Origin of the sequence: Aquisalimonas sp. APHAB1-3 (genome assembly GCF_048323695.1) — a bacterium.
GTDB lineage: Bacteria > Pseudomonadota > Gammaproteobacteria > Nitrococcales > Aquisalimonadaceae > Aquisalimonas.
This window is the reverse complement of record NZ_JBLWFT010000001.1, coordinates 638,099-660,836: the sequence shown is the minus strand read 5'-3', so window position 1 is coordinate 660,836 and position 22,738 is coordinate 638,099. Positions and strand designations below refer to the sequence as shown.

The 22,738-nt window shown below is 65.7% G+C and carries 19 protein-coding genes; 13 read left to right on the top strand and 6 right to left on the bottom strand.

From position 1 onward, the window contains the following. Window positions 1-3: 3 nt before the first annotated feature. The 4 genes from ACNSTU_RS03035 (at window position 4) to ACNSTU_RS03020 (ending at window position 4,177) form a co-directional block, all read left to right on the top strand. Complete coding sequence (locus ACNSTU_RS03035) at window positions 4-909, top strand: ABC transporter permease (RefSeq protein ID WP_290637667.1); 906 nt, start codon at window positions 4-6, stop codon at window positions 907-909. Between the two features lie 196 nt (window positions 910-1,105). After that, a complete protein-coding gene (locus tag ACNSTU_RS03030; protein WP_290635843.1) occupies window positions 1,106-1,972 on the top strand; it encodes a glycine betaine ABC transporter substrate-binding protein in 867 nt (288 codons plus the stop codon). Between the two features lie 326 nt (window positions 1,973-2,298). Then, the gene (locus ACNSTU_RS03025) at window positions 2,299-2,904 is read left to right on the top strand and encodes a penicillin-binding protein activator LpoB (RefSeq protein WP_290635841.1); all 606 of its coding nucleotides are present in this window, start codon (window positions 2,299-2,301) and stop codon (window positions 2,902-2,904) included. A 13-nt stretch (window positions 2,905-2,917) separates the two neighbouring features. Further along, window positions 2,918-4,177 (top strand): hypothetical protein, encoded by a 1,260-nt coding sequence (locus ACNSTU_RS03020; protein ID WP_418212071.1) that lies wholly within the window; start codon window positions 2,918-2,920, stop codon window positions 4,175-4,177. On the opposite strand, the gene ACNSTU_RS03015 is transcribed toward ACNSTU_RS03020, so the two are convergent. The 4 genes from ACNSTU_RS03015 to ACNSTU_RS03000 all read right to left on the bottom strand — a co-directional run bounded on the left by ACNSTU_RS03015 (window position 4,164) and on the right by ACNSTU_RS03000 (window position 6,694). After that, entirely contained in the window at window positions 4,164-4,670 is a 507-nt protein-coding gene (locus tag ACNSTU_RS03015) for a DUF1499 domain-containing protein (protein WP_290635837.1), read from the bottom strand. The two genes, ACNSTU_RS03020 and ACNSTU_RS03015, sit on opposite strands and share 14 nt — an antisense overlap. Before the next feature lie 27 nt (window positions 4,671-4,697). Then, window positions 4,698-5,423 (bottom strand): SDR family oxidoreductase, encoded by a 726-nt coding sequence (locus tag ACNSTU_RS03010; protein ID WP_290637665.1) that lies wholly within the window; start codon window positions 5,421-5,423, stop codon window positions 4,698-4,700. Between the two features lie 26 nt (window positions 5,424-5,449). Beyond that, the gene (gene gpmA / locus ACNSTU_RS03005; protein ID WP_290631864.1) at window positions 5,450-6,160 is read right to left on the bottom strand and encodes a 2,3-diphosphoglycerate-dependent phosphoglycerate mutase; all 711 of its coding nucleotides are present in this window, start codon (window positions 6,158-6,160) and stop codon (window positions 5,450-5,452) included. Between the two features lie 87 nt (window positions 6,161-6,247). Next, window positions 6,248-6,694, bottom strand: coding sequence for a YiiD C-terminal domain-containing protein (locus ACNSTU_RS03000; protein ID WP_290637664.1), 447 nt, complete (start codon window positions 6,692-6,694; stop codon window positions 6,248-6,250). A 120-nt stretch (window positions 6,695-6,814) separates the two neighbouring features. Between ACNSTU_RS03000 and ACNSTU_RS02995 the strand changes: the two genes are divergently transcribed. The 7 genes from ACNSTU_RS02995 (at window position 6,815) to ACNSTU_RS02965 (ending at window position 16,299) form a co-directional block, all read left to right on the top strand. Continuing rightward, complete coding sequence (locus ACNSTU_RS02995) at window positions 6,815-7,285, top strand: CYTH domain-containing protein (protein WP_290631868.1); 471 nt, start codon at window positions 6,815-6,817, stop codon at window positions 7,283-7,285. Further along, on the top strand, window positions 7,282-7,836 hold the full coding sequence (locus tag ACNSTU_RS02990) for a L,D-transpeptidase (protein ID WP_290631870.1): 555 nt from the start codon (window positions 7,282-7,284) through the stop codon (window positions 7,834-7,836). Before ACNSTU_RS02995 ends, ACNSTU_RS02990 begins: the two co-directional genes overlap by 4 nt. 1 nt (window position 7,837) lies before the next feature. Then, complete coding sequence (nagZ, locus tag ACNSTU_RS02985) at window positions 7,838-8,887, top strand: beta-N-acetylhexosaminidase (protein ID WP_418212070.1); 1,050 nt, start codon at window positions 7,838-7,840, stop codon at window positions 8,885-8,887. 85 nt (window positions 8,888-8,972) lie between these two features. Next, window positions 8,973-9,962 carry a serine/threonine protein kinase gene (locus ACNSTU_RS02980; RefSeq protein WP_290635942.1) on the top strand — a complete coding sequence of 330 codons (990 nt, stop codon included), beginning with the start codon at window positions 8,973-8,975 and terminating at the stop codon, window positions 9,960-9,962. Window positions 9,963-10,008: 46 nt separating this feature from the next. Continuing rightward, complete coding sequence (locus ACNSTU_RS02975; protein ID WP_290635940.1) at window positions 10,009-11,724, top strand: autotransporter assembly complex protein TamA; 1,716 nt, start codon at window positions 10,009-10,011, stop codon at window positions 11,722-11,724. A 5-nt stretch (window positions 11,725-11,729) separates the two neighbouring features. Beyond that, complete coding sequence (locus ACNSTU_RS02970) at window positions 11,730-15,581, top strand: translocation/assembly module TamB domain-containing protein (RefSeq protein ID WP_418212069.1); 3,852 nt, start codon at window positions 11,730-11,732, stop codon at window positions 15,579-15,581. A 4-nt stretch (window positions 15,582-15,585) separates the two neighbouring features. Continuing rightward, window positions 15,586-16,299 carry a M48 family metallopeptidase gene (locus ACNSTU_RS02965; RefSeq protein WP_418212068.1) on the top strand — a complete coding sequence of 238 codons (714 nt, stop codon included), beginning with the start codon at window positions 15,586-15,588 and terminating at the stop codon, window positions 16,297-16,299. Window positions 16,300-16,576: 277 nt separating this feature from the next. On the opposite strand, the gene typA is transcribed toward ACNSTU_RS02965, so the two are convergent. Next, a complete protein-coding gene (gene typA / locus ACNSTU_RS02960) occupies window positions 16,577-18,400 on the bottom strand; it encodes a translational GTPase TypA (RefSeq protein ID WP_418212067.1) in 1,824 nt (607 codons plus the stop codon). 244 nt (window positions 18,401-18,644) lie between these two features. On the opposite strand from typA, the gene ACNSTU_RS02955 reads away from it, so the two are divergent. Then, a complete protein-coding gene (locus tag ACNSTU_RS02955; protein ID WP_418212066.1) occupies window positions 18,645-19,142 on the top strand; it encodes a SixA phosphatase family protein in 498 nt (165 codons plus the stop codon). Then, the gene (locus tag ACNSTU_RS02950; protein ID WP_418212065.1) at window positions 19,139-20,635 is read left to right on the top strand and encodes an exopolyphosphatase; all 1,497 of its coding nucleotides are present in this window, start codon (window positions 19,139-19,141) and stop codon (window positions 20,633-20,635) included. Before ACNSTU_RS02955 ends, ACNSTU_RS02950 begins: the two co-directional genes overlap by 4 nt. Here ACNSTU_RS02950 and ppk1 read toward each other — a convergent pair. Next, entirely contained in the window at window positions 20,601-22,694 is a 2,094-nt protein-coding gene (gene ppk1, locus ACNSTU_RS02945) for a polyphosphate kinase 1 (RefSeq protein ID WP_290637591.1), read from the bottom strand. The genes ACNSTU_RS02950 and ppk1 overlap by 35 nt on opposite strands. Window positions 22,695-22,738: the final 44 nt, after the last annotated feature.

Genomic DNA, 22,738 nt, shown 5'->3' with positions numbered 1-22,738 from the left:
CTCATGGCTTTTTTCCTGGATGACGTAGAGATCCCGATTGGCCGGTACGTGGAGACCGGTGTGGATTGGGTGCGTGACAACCTTGAGGGCGGCCTCGATGCGTTCGCCATGGTTGTCGCCTTCTTCACCAACAACTTCGAGAACTTTCTTCTCTGGATTCCGGCGGAGGTGTTCATCCTGCTGATCGCGGTGCTGGCGTTCACGCGGGTCGGGTGGAAATTCGGTATCTTCGCCATCGTGGCGCTGTTGCTGATCGGTGTCATGGACCTCTGGGAGCCCACCATGTCCACCCTGGCGCTGGTGCTCGCAGCCAGTGTGGTGGCTTTGTTGATCGGGCTGCCCATCGGTATTGCCATGGCGCGCAACGACATCGTCGAGCAGGTGGTCCGCCCGGTGCTGGACTTCATGCAGACCATGCCGCCATTCGTGTACCTGATCCCGGCGGTGATCTTCTTCGGCCTGGGCAAGGTGCCGGGCACCATCGCCACGGTGGTGTTCGCCATGCCACCGGCGGTGCGCCTGACCAACCTGGGCATCCGTCAGGTGAGTTCCGAGAACGTCGAGGCCGGCCAGGCATTCGGCTGCACTGATCGGCAGCTGCTGTTCAAGGTGCAGTTGCCCCTGGCACTGCCCAACATCATGGCCGGTATCAACCAGACCATCATGCTGTCGCTGTCCATGGTGGTGATCGCCTCCATGATCGGTGCCGGCGGCCTGGGTAACGTGGTGCTCACAGGCATCCAGCGCCTGAACGTGGGCCTCGGTTTCGAGGGCGGTCTCGGCGTGGTGATTCTCGCCATTCTGCTGGACCGGATCACCCAGAGTTTCGCGCCGGCCTACGGTGCGCGCCGGAGTTCACCGCTGGATTTCCTGCGGCGGATGTTTGGCAGGGAACAACAAAACGGCTGATTTCGTTATACTCCCTGTCAGGCATGGAAGGCTCGGCTCGTCCGGGCCTTCCTGTACGCCTCAAGGCACGTCCGGGGTGAGCGTCGGAACCCGTCCGGCCACCCCGGCTTCTCGGACCTCTGGGGTTCGCTGGAGACGTGTCGAGAACCGGGCGCTCTCCGTCCGGTGCAATCGAGGGCAATCAAGGAGTAAACGCATGTTAAAAATGACGAGTCGTGCTCTGACTTCCATGGTGCTGGGTGCGGCCGTGGCGGGGACCTCCGCCTCGGCGGACGAAATCACCATCGGCTGGACGGCGTGGTCCGATGCCGAGTTCATCACGAAGCTCGCTGCGGAAATCCTCGAGGACCGCGCAGGGTATGACGTGAACCTGACGCAGACCGACATCGCCCCGCAGTACCAGGGCATTGCCGGTGGCGACATCGACGCCATGCTCATGTCCTGGCAGCCCGGTACGCACGGTGATTATCTGGACGGGATCGCCGGTGACTACACCGACCTCGGCCCGCTCTACACCCGCGCCCGCCTGGGCTGGGTGGTGCCGGACTACATCCCGGAAGATGAGCTGAGCTCCATCGAAGACCTGAAGAACGACGAGGTTCGCGAGCGTCTGGGCGGCGAGATCACCGGTATCGATCCGGGCGCCGGCCTGTCCAACCTCTCCGAACAGGCGATGGAAGACTACGCCCTGGATGACTATAACCTGCAGTTCTCCAGCGGTGCCGGCATGACCGCCGCACTGGACCGGGCCATCAGCCGTGATGAGTGGATCGTGGTCACGGGCTGGAGCCCGCACTGGAAGTTCGGTGCCTACGATCTGCGGTATCTGGAAGATCCCGAGGGGAGCCTGGGCGGTGCGGAGCGTATCCACGCCCTGACCCGCAACGGCTTCCATGAGGACCATCCGGATGCGGCCGACGTACTGGCCCGGATGTTCATCCCGCTGGAGATGCTCCAGGACTACATGGCGTACGCCCAGGACAACTCCTACGAGGAAGCCGTGGAGAAGTTCATCGACGAGCAGTCCGGTTACATCGACTACTGGGTGACCGGCGAACTCTGAACCACGACGTCTGATGTATGTCCAAAGCCCGATCGGCGCAAGCCGGTCGGGCTTTTTTGATGGTGGGGGCGTGTTTATTGGTGGACCTGAAGGTCCACCCTACGACAATGGCACATGGCACATGGCGGGATGTGTCGGAACACGGCGGAACACGGCGGAATGCGGCGGAATGCGGCGGAATGCGGCGGCCTGTCGCGTAGGGTGGACCTTCAGGTCCACCATTCATCCCTCGAACCGCCCGGTTCCCGGGTAACACCCTTTCCCGGCGATGATGATGGGAGCAGAATAAACCCGACGGGGCGCTGTGGCCTCGGTGGAGTCAGGGGATGATGATGAGACAGTTACGCATGCTGGGTGTGGCATGGGCAATGCTGGTGCTGCTTGCAGGCTGTGCCACGCAGGTGGACCGCGTCGGTGAGGGCGAAACCGAGGACCTCACCGGGCGCTGGAACGACCGGGACTCCAAGCTGGTCTCCGAAGAGATGGTCGGCGACATGCTCGACCGGCCCTGGCTGGAACGCCACATCAACAACAGCGCCGATGAACCCACGGTGATTGTCGGCGAAATCCGCAACCTGAGCGACGAACACATCAGCACCAACGCGTTCATCCGCGACATCGAGCGGGAGCTGATCAATTCCGGGCGCATCACCTTCGTGGCCGACCGCGGCGAGCGGGAGGCCATCCGGCAGGAGCGCGAGGATCAGGGCCTGCACGCCCGGGAAGACACCCGTAACCCGGCCGGGATGGAGCTGGGCGCCGATTACATGCTCACCGGCACCATCAACACCATCCGCGATGTGGAGGGGCGTACGGAGGTGGCGTACTACCAGGTGAATCTGGCGCTCACCAGCCTTTCCGACAACACCCGCGTCTGGGTCGGACAGAAGGAAATCCGCAAGGTGATCCGCCGCGGGCTGTTCCGCTCCTGACGGGCCGCCCGGGATGGGTGGCCGGCTGCTCAGCGTGCTGCTCCTGCTGCCCGTGCTCGGGCTGGCGGCATGTGCCGTGTCCCAGCCCCAGGACCGGATCGAGGACCGTCTCCGGGCCAACGATACCGCCGGCGCGCTGGAAGCCGCCGAGCGACTCGACAGCCGCCGGAACCAGGCGCTGTACCGGCTGGAGCGGGGCATGCTGCTGCGCTTCGACGGCGATCTGCAAGGCAGCGTCGATGAGTTCGAGCAGGCAAAGACCCTTCTGGGTCAGCTCGAGCCGATCAGCCTCAGCGAGACGGTAACCGACTGGGCGGTGGCGGAGACCGCCGATACCTACCAGGCCAGCGTCCACGAGCGTCTGCTGCTGCACGTGATGCAGATGCTGAATTTTCTGGAACTGGGCGATGTGCAGGCCGCCAGGGTGGAAGCGCTGCAGGTGGATCTGGGCCTCCGCCGGGTCGACCCCGTGGACGGCGCCGCACCTCATGGCGGTGACGCCTTTGCCCGCTATCTCAGTGGCATCGTCTTTGAAGGCAGCGGGGATCGCAGCGATGCGTTGATTGCCTACCGCCGGGCAGCCCAGCGCTACCAGGCGCTGAACCAGCCCGTCCCGCGGGACCTGCAGGTGAGCCTGCTGCGGCTGCTTGATGCCCTCGGCCTGCCCGACGAGCGCGACCGCTGGGCGGAAACCTTTGGCATCACCTCGTGGCGGCCCGTTGCGCCCGATACCGGGCGGCTGCTGCTGATCGTGCAGAGTGGCCTTGGGCCGCGTCTGGTCGAGGGAACGGTTGCCACTCAGGACCCGCGCACCGGCCAGCTCTACCGCATTTCACTGCCCTCCGTTCGCCGCCAGGGGGATCCCACCACGGCTTTGCGCATCACCGCGGACGACAGGCAGGCGGACGGCGAGCGGGTGGAATCCGTGCACGCCTCGGTGGACCGCTGGCTTGATGCCCGCATCCCCCTGCTCACGGCGCGGGCGCTCAGCCGCAACGTGGTGCGCCACCAGGTCTCGGCCCAGGCCCGCGACGAGCATGCGGGCCTGGGTGTGCTCGTGAATCTTGTCGGGTTTCTTTTCGAGCAGGCGGACACGCGCCTGTGGCGAACGCTGCCCGACAGCCTCTGGATGGCACGGCTCGATCTGCCCGCCGGCGAGTACGAGCCGGAGTTCCGCATCAGCCGGCGCGGCGGCAGGGACGAGGCCGTGCAACCGGGAGCGGTGACCATCGAGCCCGGCGGCCTCGTGGTGCGCACCGTTACCGTTCGCTGAGTCGCGCCTCAAGCAGCCGCCGTTCCAGCCCGTTGCGGAAATTCAGGAAGTGGCGGGTGTTGGCCGCGAAATCGGCGCGTCCGAGTCGTGAGCGGCTGTGGAAATAAAGGGTGCTGAAATCCGAATCCACTGGGTGAAGCCGGACGTATACGTCATCCTGCATGCGCAGCAGCGGGGTGATGGCCACGGCCTGGATGGAGTGGTTCTCCTCGCTCACGTGGATGACATCCCAGCCCAGATCCTCCATGACCGCCTGGGCCGCCTCCCAGGCGTCCGCCGGCGAGGCGTCGTAGATGCGCGGGCGCAGTTCCGGGCGGATGGCGTTGCTGCGCGTCTCGACACTGTTGGTGGTGAGGTAGATGCCGGCACGTGCGAACGGGCCGGGTTCATCCATCAGCGGCGGGCGGTTCTTGAGTATGGTGCCGATACCGGTCAACACAGCCAGGATCAGCACCAGCAAGAGGAATCGAACGGCTGCGTTCAATGCGTTCATGGCGGGCTCCCGGCCAGCGCTGGCGGATTACCAGGGAATGGCCATCCGGTCCTGGTAGAAGCCACCCCTGGGGCCGTCGTCGCTCACGGTGGCCAGCCAGACGATGCCCCGCACGCCTTCCGCAGCCGAGCGGGGGGCGTTGGGGCCACCCATGCGCGTCTTGACCCAGCCCGGGCTCGCCGCATTGCACAGGATGTTCTCGTTACGCACCTCTGCCGCAACGATGCGGGTGAGGGCGTTCAGGGCAGTCTTTGCCAGCCGGTAGGCAGTAAACTCGCCTTTCATTTCGGAGATCTGCGCCAGGCCAGTGGAGACGTTCACGATACGGCCGTAGTCGTGCCGGCGCATGAGCGGCACGGCCAGCTGACACAGGCGTAACGGCCCATACAGGTTGGTTTCCATGCTCTGGCGCACCTGCGCAATCTCGGTGTCGAAGACGCTGGTGGCGCCCGGCGCATCGGTGGGGCCGTCAGGCATGACGCCGGCGTTGTTGATGAGCACATCCAGTCGCTGGTAACGCTCGTCGAGAAACCGGAGCAGCCGCAGCCGGCTCTCTTCCCGTTCCACGTCGAGGGGATGGTAGACCACCGTGAGCCCTTCGCTCTGGAGCTTGTCCACGGCGGCCTTGCCCTTGATACCGTCGCGGCTGGTCAGCACAACCGTGTGGCCGAGCCGCCCGAGCTGCCGGGCGGTCTCGAAGCCTAGTCCACGATTAGCCCCGGTGATGACGGTAACGGGCTGGTTGTCGCTCATTGCGCGCATCCCCTCCTGGCGTCTCGTTACGCGCCGGGAACGGCCCGGTCACGCAGATAGTACTCGTCCTGCACCTGGAGCTGGTCGTCCAGCTCGAAGACCAGTGGCTGACCGGTGGGCACTTCGACGCCGGTGATCTCCTCGTCGCTGATGCCCTGCAGGTGCTTGATCAGCGCGCGCAGACTGTTTCCGTGGGCGGCGATCAGCACGGTGCCGCTGTTGCGCAATGTCGGCGCGATATCCGATTCCCAGTAGGGCAGCACCCGCTGCAGGGTGGTTTCCAGGGACTCTGTCGCCGGCAGCCGATCAGCGGGCAGCCCTGCATAGCGGGGATCGAAGCGCGGATGGCGCTCGTCGTCATCGCTCAGGGCGGGGGGCGGGGTGGCATAGCTTCTGCGCCAGACGTGCACCTGCTCGTCGCCGTACTTCTCGGCGGTCTCCGCCTTGTTGAGGCCGGTCAGCGCACCGTAATGCCGCTCGTTCAGGCGCCAGTCCTTGATAACGGGGATCCACATGGCGTCCAGCTCGTCCAGCGCGATCCAGAGCGTGCGGATGGCCCGTTTCAGCACGGAGGTGTACGCGATGTCAAAGCGGTACCCGTGGGCACGCAGCAGCTCGCCTGCGGCGCGGGCCTCATCGCGGCCCTGGTCGCTGAGGTCCACGTCGTACCAGCCCGTGAACCGGTTCTCCAGATTCCATACGCTCTGTCCATGCCGGAGCATCACCAGACGTTTCATTGAGCAGTCCTCTGCGTTGCCAAAAACCCGGGATTCTAGCAGCCTTTACCGGTGACTGTGTGACCGCCGCCCGCTGTTCGGGGCGTGTCAGGGACGCTTGCCCCGCGCAACATACTGCCCCTCGAAACGGGCACAAACGCCGTCCTCCGTGCGGATTTCCATGCCCAGCTGCAGACGCGCGGTGCCGTTATCCAGCCGCGCCGCGTCCAGTTCTTGGAGCTGCCCGTCCGTGAGCTGTGCCTGCACGGCCATGTCACCTGCCGCCGGGCGCAGGTAGCGGATTTCCGCCTTGCCCAGGACCAGCTCCGCTTCCCACTGCGCCGTTTCCGCCCAAACCCTGAGCAGTGCCCAGCCAGCGAGGCTTGCCAGGGCGTGCTGACTGCCGGCGAACTGGGTGTTGGCGTGGTTGTGATTGGCGGCCAGGGGGGCGGTCAGCATAATGGCCTGCGGATCCAGGGATACAACGCGAATGCCCATGGCGGCACTGATGGGAATCTGGTCGTGTAGCAAGGCCTGAAGTTCTTCGGCGGTCATGCACCTGTCTCCTCGTTTGGTCTGCGAGCCTCGCGCGTCGTTGAGCGTGGCGGATACGTTACCATGCGGCTGTGAACAGGGGAGTACCCTGGCGCTGCAAGCAAACACGGGAGGATCGGCGTGGCGGCGGAAATCGAGCGCAAGTTTCTGATTCAAGGCGAACAGTGGCGGGCGGAGGCGCACGCCTCCCTGGTGGTCCGCCAGGGCTACCTGGCGGGGACGGAACGGGCCTCCGTGCGTGTGCGCGCGAGTGACGATCAGGCGTGGCTGAACATCAAGGGCGCCACGCTCGGCATCCAGCGCCAGGAGTACGAGTACACTATTCCGCTGGATGAAGCGCGGGAGATGCTCGACACCCTGTGTAACGGGCCCCTGATCGAGAAAACCCGACACTTCGTGCACCACGGCAGCCATCTCTGGGAAATCGACGAGTTCTTCGGTGATAATGCCGGGCTCGTTGTTGCGGAAATCGAGCTCGGCCACGAGGATGAACCGTTCGAACGCCCCGCCTGGCTTGGAGACGAAGTGTCCGACGATCCTCGATACTACAATGTGAGTCTCGTCCGCCACCCTTACCGGGAGTGGTCATGACGGCACCGGCGCGGCGCTGGATGCGTGTCCATCTGGACCGGCAGGAGGCCGAACTGCTGGAGGGAGAGGAGATCCAGAGACGTTACCCGGTCTCCACCGCCCTGAACGGCGCAGGAGAGGAGGACGGCTCTTTCCGTACGCCACGGGGCTGGCACGTGATACGGGCACGGATCGGCGACGGCGTGCCCGAGGGTGGCGTGTTCCGCGGGCGCCGCTGGACGGGAGAGGTCTGCACCCCATCCCTGTATGCGTCCCAACCCGGCCGGGACTGGATTCTGACGCGGATCCTCTGGCTTTGCGGGCGGGAGCCGGGTCGTAACCGGTTCGGCCGCGTGGACACCATGCGCCGTTATATCTACTTCCACGGCACGCCGGATGCAGTCACCCTGGGGGCGCCGGGCTCCAGGGGGTGTATTCGCATGAAAAACAGTGACATGCTTGATCTTTTTGATGCTGTTCCTGCCGGCGCCCCGGTGTGGCTCGGTACGGCAGAGGATGTGCCTGACGCGCCGGACCCCGGCCTTTTTCCCACTACGGCATCCGGGAGGTGACATGACACCGGGCGGTTTGATGATCGGCGTCCACGGTGTTGAGCTGACCGCCGCGGAGCGTGAGCTGCTGGCGCACCCAAGGGTGGTCGGGGTGATCCTGTTTACGCGCAACTTCGAGAGTTGGGAGCAACTCTGCGCCTTGACGGCCGATATTCATCGCCAGGGCCAATTCACTCCGATTGTTGCCGTGGATCAGGAGGGTGGCAGGGTACAGCGCTTCCGTGAGCCCTGCACCGTGCTACCACCAGCACGACTGATCGGGGCCCGTTACGACCAGAATCCCGGGACGGCGCTGGAGTGGGCACGGGAGATGGCCTGGCTCATGGCCGCCGAGCTGCGCACTGCCGGGGTTGATCTCAGTTTCGCTCCGGTACTCGATCTCGACCGGGAGTTCAGCACGGTCATCGGTGATCGTGCCCTGCACTCCGACCCGGATGTTGTGGCCGAGCTCGCCCTCAACTGGACCGCGGGCATGCGTGCTGCCGGCATGGCGGCCACCGGCAAGCATTTCCCGGGGCATGGCGGGGTGAGTGCGGACTCCCACCTGGACCTGCCGGTGGACGATCGCCCGGTGCTCGCCCTGCGCGGCGAAGACCTGGTGCCGTTCGAGCGCCTCGTCGACGGGCGCGGGCTGGATGCGATCATGACGGCGCACGTGGTCTACAGTGACATGGACAATCAGCCGGCGAGCTTCTCGCGTCAGTGGATCCAGAACATCTTGCGGCAGGAATTGGGGTTCGAGGGTGTCGTGGTTGGCGATGACCTCGGCATGGAGGGGGCTGCCAGCGTCGGGGACTATCCCGAGCGGGCGGAGTCGGCCGTGGATGCCGGCTGCGATCTGATCATGCTGTGCAATGAGCTGGATGCCATCCCCGGGGTGCTGGACGGCCTCGGGGCGGAGGTGGATCCCCAGACGCTCGCACGCCTGTCGACATTGCAGCCCGGCGCGACTCCGGCCAAAAGCCTGGAAGCTCTGCACGCCACCGATCGATGGGGGGCGGCACGGCGGGTCGTGGATGCCATCGCGGCCAGCGCCACTGACAGCGCATAGGACACGGCACTCCCAGCCGCAAAGCCTGTCTCAACTCTGGAAAGTGCCATAACGTCCATTGCCACCCTGACGTCGGAAGGATCGGATGCAGCAAGTCGCCAGTGAAACGCCCTACGCGAACCTGGGCCCGGAGGTCGTGCTCGATGCCGTGGACAGTCTTGGTCTGGAAACGGACGGACGCCTCCTGGCGTTGAACAGCTACGAGAACCGGGTTTATCAGATCGGTCTGGAGAACGGGCAGCCCGTGGTCGGGAAGTTCTACCGCGAGGGCCGCTGGAGCGACGCCGCCATTCTCGAGGAGCATGCGTTCACCATCGAACTGAACGAACGCGAGATTCCCGTAGTGGCACCACTGACATTCAACGGCACGACGCTGCACTACTACCAGGGGTTCCGGTTTGCCCTGTTTCCCAGGCAGGGTGGCCGGTTGCCGGACCTCGACAACCTCGAGGCCCGGCGGTGGATCGGTCGCTTCATGGGGCGGTTGCACATGGTCGGCGGCATGCATGCCTTCCAGGCGCGGCCGACGCTGACAACCACCCGCATGGGTCATGACCCGGTGGCCTACATCACCGGGCATGGTCTGTTGCCCCCTAGTCTTGAGTCTGCGTATACCAGCCTTGCGGCGGACGTGCTGGAGCGGGTCGATGCCGCGTTCGAACGGGCGGGTGACTACGCCCGGATCCGGCTGCACGGCGACTGCCACCCCGGGAACATCCTGTGGACGGATGACGGGCCCCACTTCGTCGATCTCGACGATGCCATGAACGGGCCGGCCATTCAGGATCTCTGGATGCTCCTGTCCGGGGATCGCGCCGAAATGACCCGTCAGCTGGACGAGATTCTGGAGGGCTACGAGGATTTCGCAACCCTGGACCCGCGCGAACTCCACCTCGTGGAGGCGCTGCGTACGCTGCGCATGGTCCATTTCTCGTTCTGGCTGGCAAAGCGCTGGAATGACCCTGCGTTCCCTCCGGCGTTTCCGTGGTTCGCCAGCGAGCGTTACTGGGAGGAGCAGATCCTGACGCTGCGTGAGCAGGCCGCACTGCTCGATGAGCCACCTCTGCAGTTGTGAGCACCCCAGGATGGCGGAGAGTCCACCCACGAGACTGTCGGTAAGCATGACGCGCGTCAGCGCATGCTTGATCGCGGTGCTGTTGTGTGTCCTAGCCCTCCCTGCCTGGGCGGAAGTAACGGTCGAGATTCACGGGGTAGAGGGTGATCTGCGGGACAACGTCCGCAACCACGTGGGGCAGCCGGCGAGTAACGATCCACTGGTGGTGCGCCGCTTTGCCGGCCGGGTAAACCAGCGCGCCACGGAGGCGCTGCAGGCGCTCGGACACTATGAAGGCGACGTGCGCGTCGAGACGCCGCGGGACAACGGTGGCCGCAAGATCGTGGTGCATGTGGACCCGGGCCCGGCCATCATCATCGATTCGGTAGACGTCCGCATCGAAGGCGATGCGGAGTCGGATGACGCCTTCCAGCGTCTGCTGGAGCGCATGCCGGTGCGCGAGGGCGACACGCTCCACCATGGCCGGTACGAATCCACCAAGCGGGGCATCGAAAACCTGTCGCTCAGCCGGGGGTACTTCGACGGCCGGTTTCTCCAGTCACGCATCAACGTAAGCATCCGCGATCAACGTGCCGAGATCATCATTCACTACCACTCCGGCGAGAGGTACCGGTTCGGCGACGTGGAATATTCCGACAATGCGCTCTCGGATGACCTGTTGGAGCGTCTGGTGCCGTTCGACCGGGACGACTACTACCACTCGGACGGCATCGCGGCATTCAACCGCAATCTGCTGAATAGCGACTATTTCCGTGACGTGCGCGTGCGCACCAATCAGGACCGCGGCGAAGACCGGCGGGTGCCCGTGCGTGCCGACGTGCGTATGAACCGGCCGAATCGTGTGGGCGTTGGTGTGGGCTATGCCACCGACGTCGGGCCGCGAATCAGGCTCAATTGGCGAAAGCCGTGGGTGAATGCGGATGGGCACAGCCTGTCCTCGGAAGCGGAGGTATCGGAGGTGCGGCAGTCCATCAGCAGCACCTACAGCATCCCGCTGACGCCGCCGCTCGATCATCGGCTCCAGTTCCAGGGCGGCTGGCAGCGCGAAGAGATCGAGGATACGGAAACGGAGAAGCTGACTGCGGCCATCCAGCGGCAGCGCACACTCACCCGGGGCTGGACACAGACACTGTTCCTGCGCTGGGAACGGGAGAAATTCGTGCAGGCCAGCGAGCGCGGCGAGACCACGCTTACCCTGCCCGGTATGAGTCTGACGCGCACTCGCAGCCGCGGCGGAATGGACCCCACCTGGGGTGATCGCCAGTTTGCGTCCGTGGAGGCCACGCATCCGGAGCTGGGCTCCGACATCCATCTGTCCCGGGTCAGGCTCGGGAGCAAATGGCTGCGTACCTACGGACGCCACCGGCTGATCGCCCGTGGCGATGCCGGTGCCGTCGTTTCCGAGAGCTTCAGCCGGACGCCCCCGTCGCTGCGATTCTTCACCGGTGGCGACCAGACCGTGCGCGGTTACCGGTATCAGTCCCTGGCCCCAAGGAACGAGGACGGCGAACTCATTGGCGGCCGCTACCTGCTCGTGGGCAGCGTGGAGTACGGGTACCGCTTCTACGATCGCTGGACCCTCGCCACGTTCTACGATGTTGGTAATGCCTTCAGTGATTTCGACGAGGACTTCCGGGAAGGCGCCGGGTTCGGCGTTCGCTGGGCATCGCCGGTCGGCCAGATCCGGCTCGATCTGGCCTGGGGCATCAGCGAGCCGGGCACCCCGTTCCGCCTGCACTTCTCCATGGGGCCGGAGATATGAACGCCGTGCTGGAGAGGCTGAAACAGGTGTTGCGCTGGCTGGCGCTCGCACTCGGCAGCGTGTCAAGGGTCATCTACATCATCCTGATCACGCTGGCCGTAATCCTGCTGTGGCTGATCACAACCACCAGTGGTGCGCAGTGGCTGGCGGAACGGGCCATGGCCGAGGAGGAGCGCCTGCAGCTGGAGATTACCGGAGGCAATCTCTGGAACGGGCTGGAAGTGCGCTCACTGCGCTGGCAGGACGAAGGGGTGGACGTCTCAGTGGCCGAGGTGGAGCTGCGTTGGGACCACCTCTGTCTGCTCCAGGCTCGCGTCTGTGTGGATTTTGCCCTGGCGCGCGGCATTGACGTCAGCGTGGACACTGACGCCCTTGCGGCCGCCGCCGAGGATGCGGAGCCCGGGCCAGCGGACGATGAAGCGCAGGGCCAGACCTTTTCCGTTCCCGTCACCATCGCGTTTCCCGACGTGCGTGTCCAGCGTGTGGACGCCCGAGTGGATGGACACCGGGTGCGCTGGAACGACCTGCGCCTTGGCGGCGCGCTGTCGGGCTCGATCCTCCATCTCAAACAGTTCAACTGGGAGACGATACTCGCGGAGATCGAACAGGGCGCCGACGAGCCGGCGGCGGCCGCGCCGGATGAAGGGGACGATCCCGGCAGCATTTTCGAGACGGGCTGGGAGGCGCTGGAGCTGCCGGACGTTCGGCTGCCGCTGGATGTGGTCGTGGATGACTTCCGCGTACATGAGCTGCGCGTGGTCCAGGGGGAGGAAACCGTCCTGCTGGATCGTCTCAGTCTTGCCGGCGGATTGCGGGGTGCCGACCTGGTCCTGACTCACCTGGAGGCACGCCACGAGCAGGGCCGACTGGCCGTCAACGGCAGTCTCTCGTTCATGGATGACTGGCCGGTGGACCTGGACATCCGGCTCCAGGCACAGGATCTGCCGGAGATCGGGGACCTGGAGCTGCGGGCGCAGTTGTGGAACAGCGTCAGCGACCTGGATTTCAGCGTAGACACGCGCGGTCGGGCGGCGATCCACCTGGAGGGCACGGTGGCTGCCGGACAGGACGACCTGCCGCTGCGTATCGAGGGCAGCTGGGACCAGCTCCAGTGGCCCCTGGAGACAGGGGAGCTGGTGGCGGCGCGCGACGGCCGCCTGCGCATCGTTGGCGACCTCACCGACTACCTCATCGAGCTCGGTAGCGGCATCGATGGCGCCGATATTCCGGAAGGCGAGTGGCAGCTCGCCGGGCGAGGGGATCTGCAGCACCTGGAGCTGGAGCGCCTGCAGGGGGATCTGCTCGGCGGCTCGCTGGATGTCACCGGACGGGTCTCCTGGCACCCGGAGATCGTCTGGGATGTGACCGCGACACTGGACGGCATCGACGCCGACACCCTCGTGGCCCAGGCCCCCGCGGACCTGACGGGCCTTGTCGCCACCCATGGCCGATTCGTGGATGGTGATCTGGAGCTGGATGCCACCGTTGATGCCCTGCGCGGCCGGGTGGAAGGCCATGACGTGCGTCTTGACGGACGGGTGCATCGCCCGATGGCCGGTGACTGGACCCTCGATGATGTGCTGCTGCGCAGCGGCGAGAGCCGTCTGGCCGTCGCCGGTACAGTCGGTGACGAGTCGCTGGATGTGGAAGGGCGGGTGGATGTCGGCGAACTGGGTGCGTTCATGCCCGACCTGGCCGGCGAGCTGCACGGCACTTTTGCCGCCCGCGGCACCCTTGATGCGCCGGATATCCGCGCGGACCTCGATGGCGCCGGGCTGGCTTACGGCGACCTGGGCCGTGTCGGTGCGTTGGCCCTGCGGGCCAGAATCGATGCTCTGGGGGAGCGTAACAGTGAACTCAGCCTGGTGCTCACCGACGTGAGCTCCGAGTACGAAACCGTCGACAGACTTGACCTGAACCTGGCCGGTGATCGGGCCGACCATGTGCTGGAGTTCGACGTGGATGCCGAGCGGGTCGCCACGGCGCTGCGGGTCGAGGGCGGTCTCAATGACGCCTTCCACTGGGATGGTCTGCTGGCCAGCGGCGACATCCATCTCGCCGGGCAGGGCTGGCGTCTTGACCGCGCTACACCGCTTGAGATCGACCCGGTGGCCGGACGTGCCGGCATTGGCGCGCACTGCTGGCGTCACGACCAGGCGAGCCTGTGCGCGCCCGAGACCATCGAGGCGGGCGCTACCGGCGACGCCCGCGTCGTGCTCTCGGGCTTCGAACTGAACTGGCTGCAACCCTGGCTGCCGCCCCAGGTGGAGCTGGCCGGCGCGCTGTCCGCCGATGTCGAGGCCAGCTGGGGTGATGGTCCGCTGCCGCAGGTGCGTCTGGTGTCGGGGGTCGACGGCGGTGCCGTACGGTTGACCGACGAAGACGCCGACGCCGACGAGGTGGAACTGACCCTGGATTACGAGCGGCTCGCCCTGAACGTGGACCTGGATCGCGAGTCCCTCGGTGTTGAACTGGAACTGCTCTCCGAGGCGCTGGGCAGCCTGCGCATGGATGCGCACACCACCGTATTGGATGGTGATACCCCGTTTGGTCCGCTGGAGGGCAACGTGGAAGTCGCCTCGGTGCGGCTCGATGTGCTGGAGCCGTTTTTCCCGGAAATGCGGACCCTGCGCGGTACCCTGAGCGCGTCCGGTGAGCTGGCTGGGGAGGTGATGGATCCGCGCTACCACGGCACCATCGAGCTCGAGGACGGGCGTCTGGAACCCCTGGCGGTTGGGGTTTCGCTCACCGATATCGGCCTGCGCCTCGACGTGGACGGCCACAACGCCACGCTCGACGGCGGGTTCCGCAGCGGCGGCGGCTCGGCGACGGTCTCGGGGGAAGCGGACTGGTCCGGGGAACCGGTTGCCACCGTCAACCTTGAAGGCGCTGGTCTGCAGGTCGTCTACGAACCCGTGGCCGACCTGCGCGTCGACCCCGACCTGCAGGTGCAGTTCGGCGAGGGTGTGCTGCGCCTGTCGGGTAGCCTGGACGTGCCCAGGGGTGACATCACTCTGGCGGAGCTTCCGGAATCCGCCGTACGGCTGAGCGGGGATGTGGTCATCATCGACGACATGCCCGAGGACGGCGAACTGCCGGACGATGATGAGGAGGCGCTGGAAGCGCCCGGCGGACTCGATCTGCAGACCGATATCCAGCTTACCCTCGGCAACCGCGTGGAACTCTCCGGGTACGGCATTACCGGACGCCTGGTCGGCGACCTGCGGTTGCAGCAGAGCGGCGGCAGTGTGCCCCAGGGCAACGGCGAAATCCGTATCGTGGATGGCCGTTACCGGGCGTACGGGCAGCGCCTGCAGATCCGTGAGGGGCAGTTGCTGTTCGCGGGCCCGCTGGACCGCCCGCAGATCTACGTGGAAGCCGTGCGCCGGATCGAGCGTGACGACGTCACCGCCGGTTTACGGCTCGAAGGTAATCCCGAGGAGCCCAGGGTGAGCCTGTTCTCCGAACCCGCTATGGCGGAGGAGGATGTGCTCTCCTACATCATTCTCGGCCGCCCGGCAGGAGAGAGCGGGCCGGGCGGCGAGGACATGATGGCGCGGGCTGCCATTGCCCTCGGGGTAGCCGGAGGCGGCGGCTATGCCACGGCAGTGGCGGAAGGACTGGGCATCGAGGATTTCGCCATTGATACTGAAGGCGAGGGGGAGGACACACAGGTGGTAATGGGCGGCTACATCAACCCGAACCTGTACTTGGGCTATGGTGTCGGCGTGTTTACGCCGGTGAACACCCTGACCCTGCGTTATCAGCTTGCCACCAATCTGTTTCTCGAGGCCGTGAGCAGCCTGGAGAACGCCATCGACTTGATCTACCGCTTCGAGTTCGGCAGCAGGGAGTAAGCGGATGACGGACCAGACGGAGCACCTGCTGCTGGACGGCCGGGAACACCCGGTGCAGGTGCGGGAGACCCGCCGGCGTACCCTGGGTCTCTATGTCTTCCCGGACGGTCGAGTCGAGATTCGGGTGCCGAAGGGCACCCCTCGGCGCCAGGCCCTGGACTTCGCCCGCGGCCGGGAAGCGTGGCTGCGTGACACTCTCAACGGTCTACCAGAGGCACCTCCCGCACCGCGCTACGATGATGGCGCACGTCACCCCTATCTGGGCGACGCGCTGACACTGCGGGTCCGTCACGGCAAATCGCGCCGCGCTGTTCGTCAGGGCGACCTGTTGTGGCTGCGGGTCGGTGACCCGCACGATCCGGCGCGCGTGGAGCATGCGCTCAGGGAATGGTATCGCGCCCGGGCCCGGACGGTGTTCGCCGAGCGCCTCGCGGAGTGGTTTCCCGCGGTAGGGCTGCCCCCGTCCCGTATGCCGGGGCTGCGGATCCGCGCCATGCGCAGTCGCTGGGGGAGCTGTTCCAGCCGAGGCGGTATCAATCTCAACCTGTGGCTGATCCGCGCACCACTGGCGTGCATCGACTACGTGCTGGTGCACGAGCTGGCGCACCTGCTCGAATTCAACCATGGCCCGCGTTTCTACGCGCAGATGGACCGGATGATGCCCGACTGGCGCATTCATCGGCGGTCGCTGAGGGAGCACCAGCGGGAGTGGGGGTAGTGACCCAGTGAGTCAGAGGTGGGGGCGAAGCCAGGGTAGCCGGCATGGGCTCCGGCACTCCGCCTAACTTCACCTCCCTCCGGGAGGCGAAGTTTCCGTTCCTCCGGCCTGGTCGGTTTACAGCACATCCCTGTGCTGTAAACCGATGGCGGCGTCCCTGCCGCCACCCTTCGGGCCGGGCGGCCTCCGGACCGGAGCTCCGTGAGTCGCCCATGCCGGCCACCCCGGCTCCGGTTCCGCCCACGTGCAACGCTCACCAGGGTCGGCGGAGGGGTTGTCAGGCGTTCGCCGCTGCCCGGCTCGCCCGTTTGCGGTCGTTCTCCAGCAGCAGCTTCTTGCGCACGCGGATGGCCTGCGGAGTGACCTCTACAAGCTCATCGTCGTCGATGAACTCCAGCGCCTGTTCCAGGGTCATCCGGATCGGCGGCGTCAGCACCAGGTTCTCGTCGGTGCCGGCGGCCCGCACGTTGGTGAGCTGCTTCGCCTTCAGCGGATTGACCACCAGATCGTTATCACGCGCGTGAATGCCGATGACCATGCCTTCGTAAACGTCGTCACCGTGACCGATGAACAGTTTGCCGCGGTTCTGCAGCGTGAACAGCGCGAAAGCAAGGGCCTTGCCGGCACCATTGGAGATCAGCACGCCGTTCATGCGCTGGCCGAGATCGCCACCGCGGTACGTGCCGTACTGGTCGAACACGTGGTACATGAGGCCATCCCCGGACGTGGCCGTCAGGAACTCGGTGCGGAAACCGATCAGGCCGCGCGCCGGGATGATGTAGTCCATGCGCACCCGACCCTTGCCGTCCGGTGCCATGTTGTGCATCTCGCCGCCGCGCTCACCGAGCTTCTCCATGACCGCACCCTGGCAGTCATCGGGAACGTCCACGGTCAGTTGCTCATAGGGCTCCTGCTTGACACCGTCCACTTCGCGAACGATGACCTCGGGGCGGGAGACGCCAAGCTCGTAGCCTTCCCGGCGCATGTTCTCGATCAGCACGCCCAGGTGCAGCTCGCCGCGGCCGGAGACGCGGAACTTCTCCGGGTCGTCGGTCTCGTCGACGCGCAGGGCCACGTTATGGAGCAGCTCCCGCTCCAGCCGTTCGCGGATCTGGCGTGAGGTCACGTACTTGCCCTCACGCCCGGCAAAGGGCGAGTTATTGACCACGAAGGTCATGCTCACGGTGGGTTCGTCCACCGTGAGTGCGGGCAGCGCCTCGACGTTGTTCGGATCGCAGATGGTGTCCGAGATGTGCAGGTTGTCCACGCCCGTGAAGGCGATGATGTCGCCGGCGCTGGCTTCTTCCACCTCGGTGCGTTCCAGTCCGAGGTAGTTCAGCACCTGCAGCACCCGTGCCGAGCGGGTCTTGCCGTGACGGTCGATGACCTGCACCTGGGTGTTGGTGCGTACGCGCCCGCGGGTGATCCGGCCCACACCGATGACGCCGACGTAGGAGCTGTAGTCCAGCGACGTGACCTGCAGCTGCAGCGGGCCTTCCGGGTCGACCTTCGGCGGGTTCACCGCATCGACGATCATCTGGAACAGCGGCGTCATGTCCCCTTCGCGCACTTCGGAATCGTCACTGGCGAAGCCGTTCAGCGCCGATGCGTAAACCACCTGGAAGTCGAGCTGCTCGTCGGTGGCGCCGAGGCGGTCGAAGAGATCGAAGGTTTGGTCCAGTACCCAGTCCGGGCGGGCGCCGGGGCGGTCGATCTTGTTGATCACCACGATCGGGTTCAGGCCCTGCTCCAACGCCTTCTGTAACACGAAACGCGTTTGCGGCATGGGGCCGTCCACGGCGTCCACCAGCAGCAGGACCGAATCGACCATGGACAGCACCCGCTCCACCTCGCCGCCGAAATCGGCGTGGCCGGGGGTATCCACGATGTTGATGCGGTAGCCGTTCCAGAGAATTGCGGTGTTCTTGGAGAGAATGGTGATGCCGCGCTCGCGCTCCAGATCGTTGGAGTCCATCACGCGCTCCGTCTGAGGGGCGCGGGCATCCAGAGTGCCCGACTGTTGCAGCAGGCGATCCACCAGAGTGGTCTTGCCGTGGTCAACGTGGGCAATAATGGCGATGTTGCGAAGATTTTCGATCACGTCGGGTACGTCCGTGGGTCGCTAACAGAGTAGAGCGCCATCGGCTCCGACGGCGCTGCGCATGTTGGTCAGAGGGTGAACAACTGACGGGCCGACCCGGTTGCATGGGTCGACGGTGCGCGCATTATCCGCGTCCGGGCGCTTCGTCTCAAGTTTAAACTCTCGAAATGGCGCGGAGTTACGGTTCTGCCAACGTTTCAGCTATGTCAAACTGCGGTTTTCGCCGGTCGGGAGGCGGTTCTCCATGCAGCGCGTGTTACTGATGCGGCACGGCATTGCCGAGGATGCGGGCCCGGGGCAACGGGACTCCGAGCGGGCACTGACAGACCGGGGGCGGCGCCGCGTGGAGGCCGTTGGGACCGACCTGGCCGCCGTGGTTGGAGAGGTGGATCGCATGTTCAGCAGTGACTACCTGCGCGCGATCCAGACCGCCGACATCCTCGCAAGGCATCTGCAGCCCGGGCATCGGGAGGTCGCAACCGGGCTCGTGCCTCACGGTGATCCGTCATCCGTTTACGACTGGCTTGCGGGGCTCCGGGACGCACCGCTGACGGCCCTGGTCGGGCATGAACCGCAAATGAACCTTCTTCTTGGCATCGGACTCACCGGGACCGCGTGGGGGCCGGCCCGTTTCGGCAAGGCATCCGTGGCCATGCTGGCGTTCCAGGGCGGAATCCACGCCGGGCGTGGACAGCTGGAGTTGTTCCTGCGCGCGGGTGTCAGCATGCGGCCGCGGGAATGACGGCGCCGGACAACGGCCGCACCGTTGCCGCGGTGGATCTCGGCTCCAACAGCTTCCACATGGTGGTGGCCCGGCTCCAGCACGGCGAGCTACGGGTTGTCGATCGCATCAAGACCATGGTGCGGCTCGGCGAAGGCGTCGACGCCCGGGGGCGCCTCGATCCGGCCGTACGCGAACGGGCACTGGAGGCACTGGACCGTTTCGGTCAGCGCCTGCGTGGGCTGCCCCGGGGCTGCGTGCGCGTGGTCGGTACCAACACGCTGCGGATCATGCGCGACGCCCAGGGATTTCAGGGGGCTGCGGAGGCCGCGCTGGGCCATGCGGTGGAGGTGGTCTCGGGCGTCGAGGAGGCGCGACTGATCTACCTGGGCGTTGCCCACAGCCTCGGCGCTGACGGCCAGCGACGGCTGGTGGTGGATATCGGCGGCGGCAGCACTGAACTCATCGTCGGCGAGGGAATGACCCCCCTGTACATGGACAGTCTGGAAATGGGCTGTGTGCGGCTCGAACGCCAGAGTTTCCCTAAGGGGCGGTACACACAGCGGACACTGGATCGGGCCGCCCTGCGGGTGGCGCAGGAACTGGAGCCGGTGGCACGTCGATACCACACTGCTCATTGGGAGCAGGCGGTGGGCGCGTCCGGTTCGGTCCGCGCGGTGCAGACGGTGCTCAAAGGGCTCGATCTGTCCCCGGACGTAATCACACTGAACGGTCTGTTACGGTTGCGGGAATGTCTGATCCGGGCGGGGCGGGTATCAAACCTGCAGCTCCCGGGACTCGACGCCGACCGCCGCCCGGTCTTCGCGGGTGGGGTCATGGTGCTGCTTGGCGTGTTCCAGGGGCTGGGCATCCAGCGCATGGTGGCGTCCGACGGAGCCATGCGCGAGGGCGTACTGCACGACCTGCTGGGACGCATGGCGTCCCGCGACGTCCGTGACCAGGCCGTCGCCGCCATGATGGCCCGCTATCACGTGGATACCGACCAGGCCCGCCGCGTTGCCGAAACCGCCCATCACCTGTTCCAGCAGGTGCGGCGCTCCTGGAGCCTCGATGACGAGGCGGCGCTCTGGTTGAGGTGGGCCGCAGAGACGCATGAAATCGGCCTCGACATTGCCCACGGAAGCTACCACCGGCACGGGGAGTACCTGGCGCGCCACAGCGATCTGAGTGGCTTCTCCAGCCAGGATCAAACCGTGCTCGCGGCGCTCATCCGCTGCCACCGCCGCAAGATCTCGCGCAAGGCGCTGGACGCCGTGCCGGACAACCGCCGGCTGCGCGTCGAGCGGCTGACCCCTCTGCTGCGGCTGGCGGCCGTGCTCCACCGCAGCCGTCTTGACGAACCGATTCCGTCCGCAACGCTGCGGGTCCGCGATAACCGGCTGGATCTGCAGTTTCCTGCCGGGTGGCTGGATGCGCATCCGCTTACCCGGGCAGACCTTGCCGAAGAGTCCGCCGCGCTCAAACGTCTTGGATTGGTGCTCCGTGTCCGCTGAGGCGCACAAGCAGCGCCTGCTGGGAACTGAACGGTTCCTCGCCATCGGCGGGACGGGCCCGGCGGTACGTGCCGTCTGGCTGCAATAGCCACGCCTGGGTGTTGTCCCGCAGGTAGTCTTCCAGATCGCTGAGCACCTGTTGCTGCAGAGTCGGGGGTTCGATGGGAAACGCCGTTTCCACGCGGCGGAAGAAGTTGCGCTCCATGCAGTCGGCGCTGGAGGCGTACAGAATGGGCTCACCGCCGTTGGCGAAGTAGAACACCCGCGTGTGCTCCAGGAAGCGGCCGACGATCGAGCGCACGCGAATGGTCTCCGAGACGCCGGCTACGCCCGGTCGCAGTGCGCACATCCCACGGATGATCAGGTCGATCTCCACGCCGGCCATGGAGGCCGAATAGAGCGCCTGCACGGTCCGCGGCTCCACCAGCGAGTTGGCCTTGAAGATGATGCGCCCGCCGCGCTCGGCGCGCGCGTGGTCCGCCTCCCGCTCGATGGCTTGCAGCAGTGTGTCGAACAGGGTGAATGGTGACTCCAGCAGCTTCTCCAGCCGGGCGACCTTGCCGAGGCTGGTGAGTTGCAGAAAGATGCGGTGGACATCCTCCCCGATGACCGGGTCGGATGTGAGCAGCCCGTAATCGGTGTAGAGACGGGCGGTCCGTGAGTGGTAGTTGCCCGTGCCCAGGTGGACGTAATTGCGCAACTTGCCGTTCTCGCGTCGCACCACGAGCACCATCTTGGCATGGGTCTTGTGGCCGACCACCCCGTAGACCACGTGCGCGCCGGCGTCCTGGAGCATGTTGGCGAGACGGATGTTCGCTTCCTCGTCGAACCGCGCCCGCAGCTCGATGATGACCGTGACCTCCTTGCCGGCACGGGCGGCGGCGACCAGGGCGTCGACAATGGCAGAATCCGGGCCCGTCCGGTAGAGGGTCTGCTTGATCGCGAGCACGGCGGGATCCCGGGAAGCCTGCCGCACGAAATCCACCACCGGGGCGAACGACTGGAAGGGGTGGTGGAGCAGGAGATCCTGCTTGCGCAGCAGTTTGAACAGGCTCGTGCTGTGGGTCACTTCCGGCGGCACCGCCGGAGTGAAGGCCGGGAACGTCAGATCCGGGCGATCAACCCCGTCACAGATGGCCATGAGCCGGTTCAGGTTCACGGGGCCGTCAACGGGGTAGAGGTCATCGGCGGTCAGCTCGAACTCCTCGAGCAGGAAACGGCGCATGTGGTCGGGGCAGTTTGCAGCCACCTCCAGGCGCACCGCATCACCGTAACGGCGCGACTGCAGCTCGCCTTCCATGGCGACAAGAAGGTCATCCACTTCCTCTTCATCCACGTAGAGATCGCTGTTGCGGGTAACCCGGAACTGGAAACAGCCGCGGACGGTCATGCCGGGGAAAAGCTGGTGTACGTGGGCGTGAATCATCGATGACAGAAACACCCACTCATTGGGGCCGCCCGCCGCTTCAGCCGGCACGGGAATCAGCCGGGGCAGGGAGCGCGGCGCCTGGACAACGGCCATGCCGCTGTTGCGGCCGAATGCGTCCTTGCCCTCCAGTTCCACGATGAAGTTCAGGCTCTTGTTGAGAATGCGCGGAAACGGGTGCGCCGGGTCGAGCCCCAGGGGGCTGAGCACCGGCAACAGCGACTGCTCGAAATACTGCTGCACCCAGGCGCGCTGCCCAGGGCTCCAATCGTCGCGCCGGATGAAGCGGATCCCTTCCCGAGCCAGGGAGGGGATCAGCTCATGGTTGAGGATTTCGTACTGCTCGTCGACAAGCTCGTGGGCGCGCGCACTGATGTCGCGCAGGACCTCCTGGGGCATGCGATTGTCGGCACCGGCCTGGGTAGACCCCAGTTCCTCGGCCTGTTTGAGGCCGGCCACGCGGATCTCGAAGAACTCGTCCAGGTTGGTGCTGACGATGCACAGGAAGCGCAGGCGCTCCAGCAGGGGTACGTCCGTCGCCCGCGCCTGCGCCAGGACCCGCGCGTTGAACTCCAGCATACTCATCTGCCGGTTGATGTAGAGATCCGGATGCTTCAGGTCGATGGAGTCCATGGAGATCCCGTGTCGTGAAATGGGCTTGCCGTTTACCGGCGTCA

Bases quoted from the DNA above. Each gene is read 5' to 3' on its own strand.
- ppk1 (WP_290637591.1), bottom strand. From the start codon at position 22,694: ATGGACTCCATCGACCTGAAGCATCCGGATCTCTACATCAACCGGCAG.
- ACNSTU_RS02955 (WP_418212066.1), top strand. From the start codon at position 18,645: ATGCAGCGCGTGTTACTGATGCGGCACGGCATTGCCGAGGATGCGGGC.
- gpmA (WP_290631864.1), bottom strand. From the start codon at position 6,160: ATGAAACGTCTGGTGATGCTCCGGCATGGACAGAGCGTATGGAATCTG.
- ACNSTU_RS03030 (WP_290635843.1), top strand. From the start codon at position 1,106: ATGTTAAAAATGACGAGTCGTGCTCTGACTTCCATGGTGCTGGGTGCG.
- ACNSTU_RS03015 (WP_290635837.1), bottom strand. From the start codon at position 4,670: ATGAACGCATTGAACGCAGCCGTTCGATTCCTCTTGCTGGTGCTGATC.
- ACNSTU_RS02950 (WP_418212065.1), top strand. From the start codon at position 19,139: ATGACGGCGCCGGACAACGGCCGCACCGTTGCCGCGGTGGATCTCGGC.
- nagZ (WP_418212070.1), top strand. From the start codon at position 7,838: ATGACACCGGGCGGTTTGATGATCGGCGTCCACGGTGTTGAGCTGACC.
- ACNSTU_RS02990 (WP_290631870.1), top strand. From the start codon at position 7,282: ATGACGGCACCGGCGCGGCGCTGGATGCGTGTCCATCTGGACCGGCAG.
- ACNSTU_RS03020 (WP_418212071.1), top strand. From the start codon at position 2,918: ATGGGTGGCCGGCTGCTCAGCGTGCTGCTCCTGCTGCCCGTGCTCGGG.
- ACNSTU_RS03000 (WP_290637664.1), bottom strand. From the start codon at position 6,694: ATGACCGCCGAAGAACTTCAGGCCTTGCTACACGACCAGATTCCCATC.
- ACNSTU_RS02965 (WP_418212068.1), top strand. From the start codon at position 15,586: ATGACGGACCAGACGGAGCACCTGCTGCTGGACGGCCGGGAACACCCG.
- ACNSTU_RS02975 (WP_290635940.1), top strand. From the start codon at position 10,009: ATGACGCGCGTCAGCGCATGCTTGATCGCGGTGCTGTTGTGTGTCCTA.
- ACNSTU_RS03025 (WP_290635841.1), top strand. From the start codon at position 2,299: ATGATGATGAGACAGTTACGCATGCTGGGTGTGGCATGGGCAATGCTG.
- ACNSTU_RS03010 (WP_290637665.1), bottom strand. From the start codon at position 5,423: ATGAGCGACAACCAGCCCGTTACCGTCATCACCGGGGCTAATCGTGGA.
- ACNSTU_RS03035 (WP_290637667.1), top strand. From the start codon at position 4: ATGGCTTTTTTCCTGGATGACGTAGAGATCCCGATTGGCCGGTACGTG.
- ACNSTU_RS02980 (WP_290635942.1), top strand. From the start codon at position 8,973: ATGCAGCAAGTCGCCAGTGAAACGCCCTACGCGAACCTGGGCCCGGAG.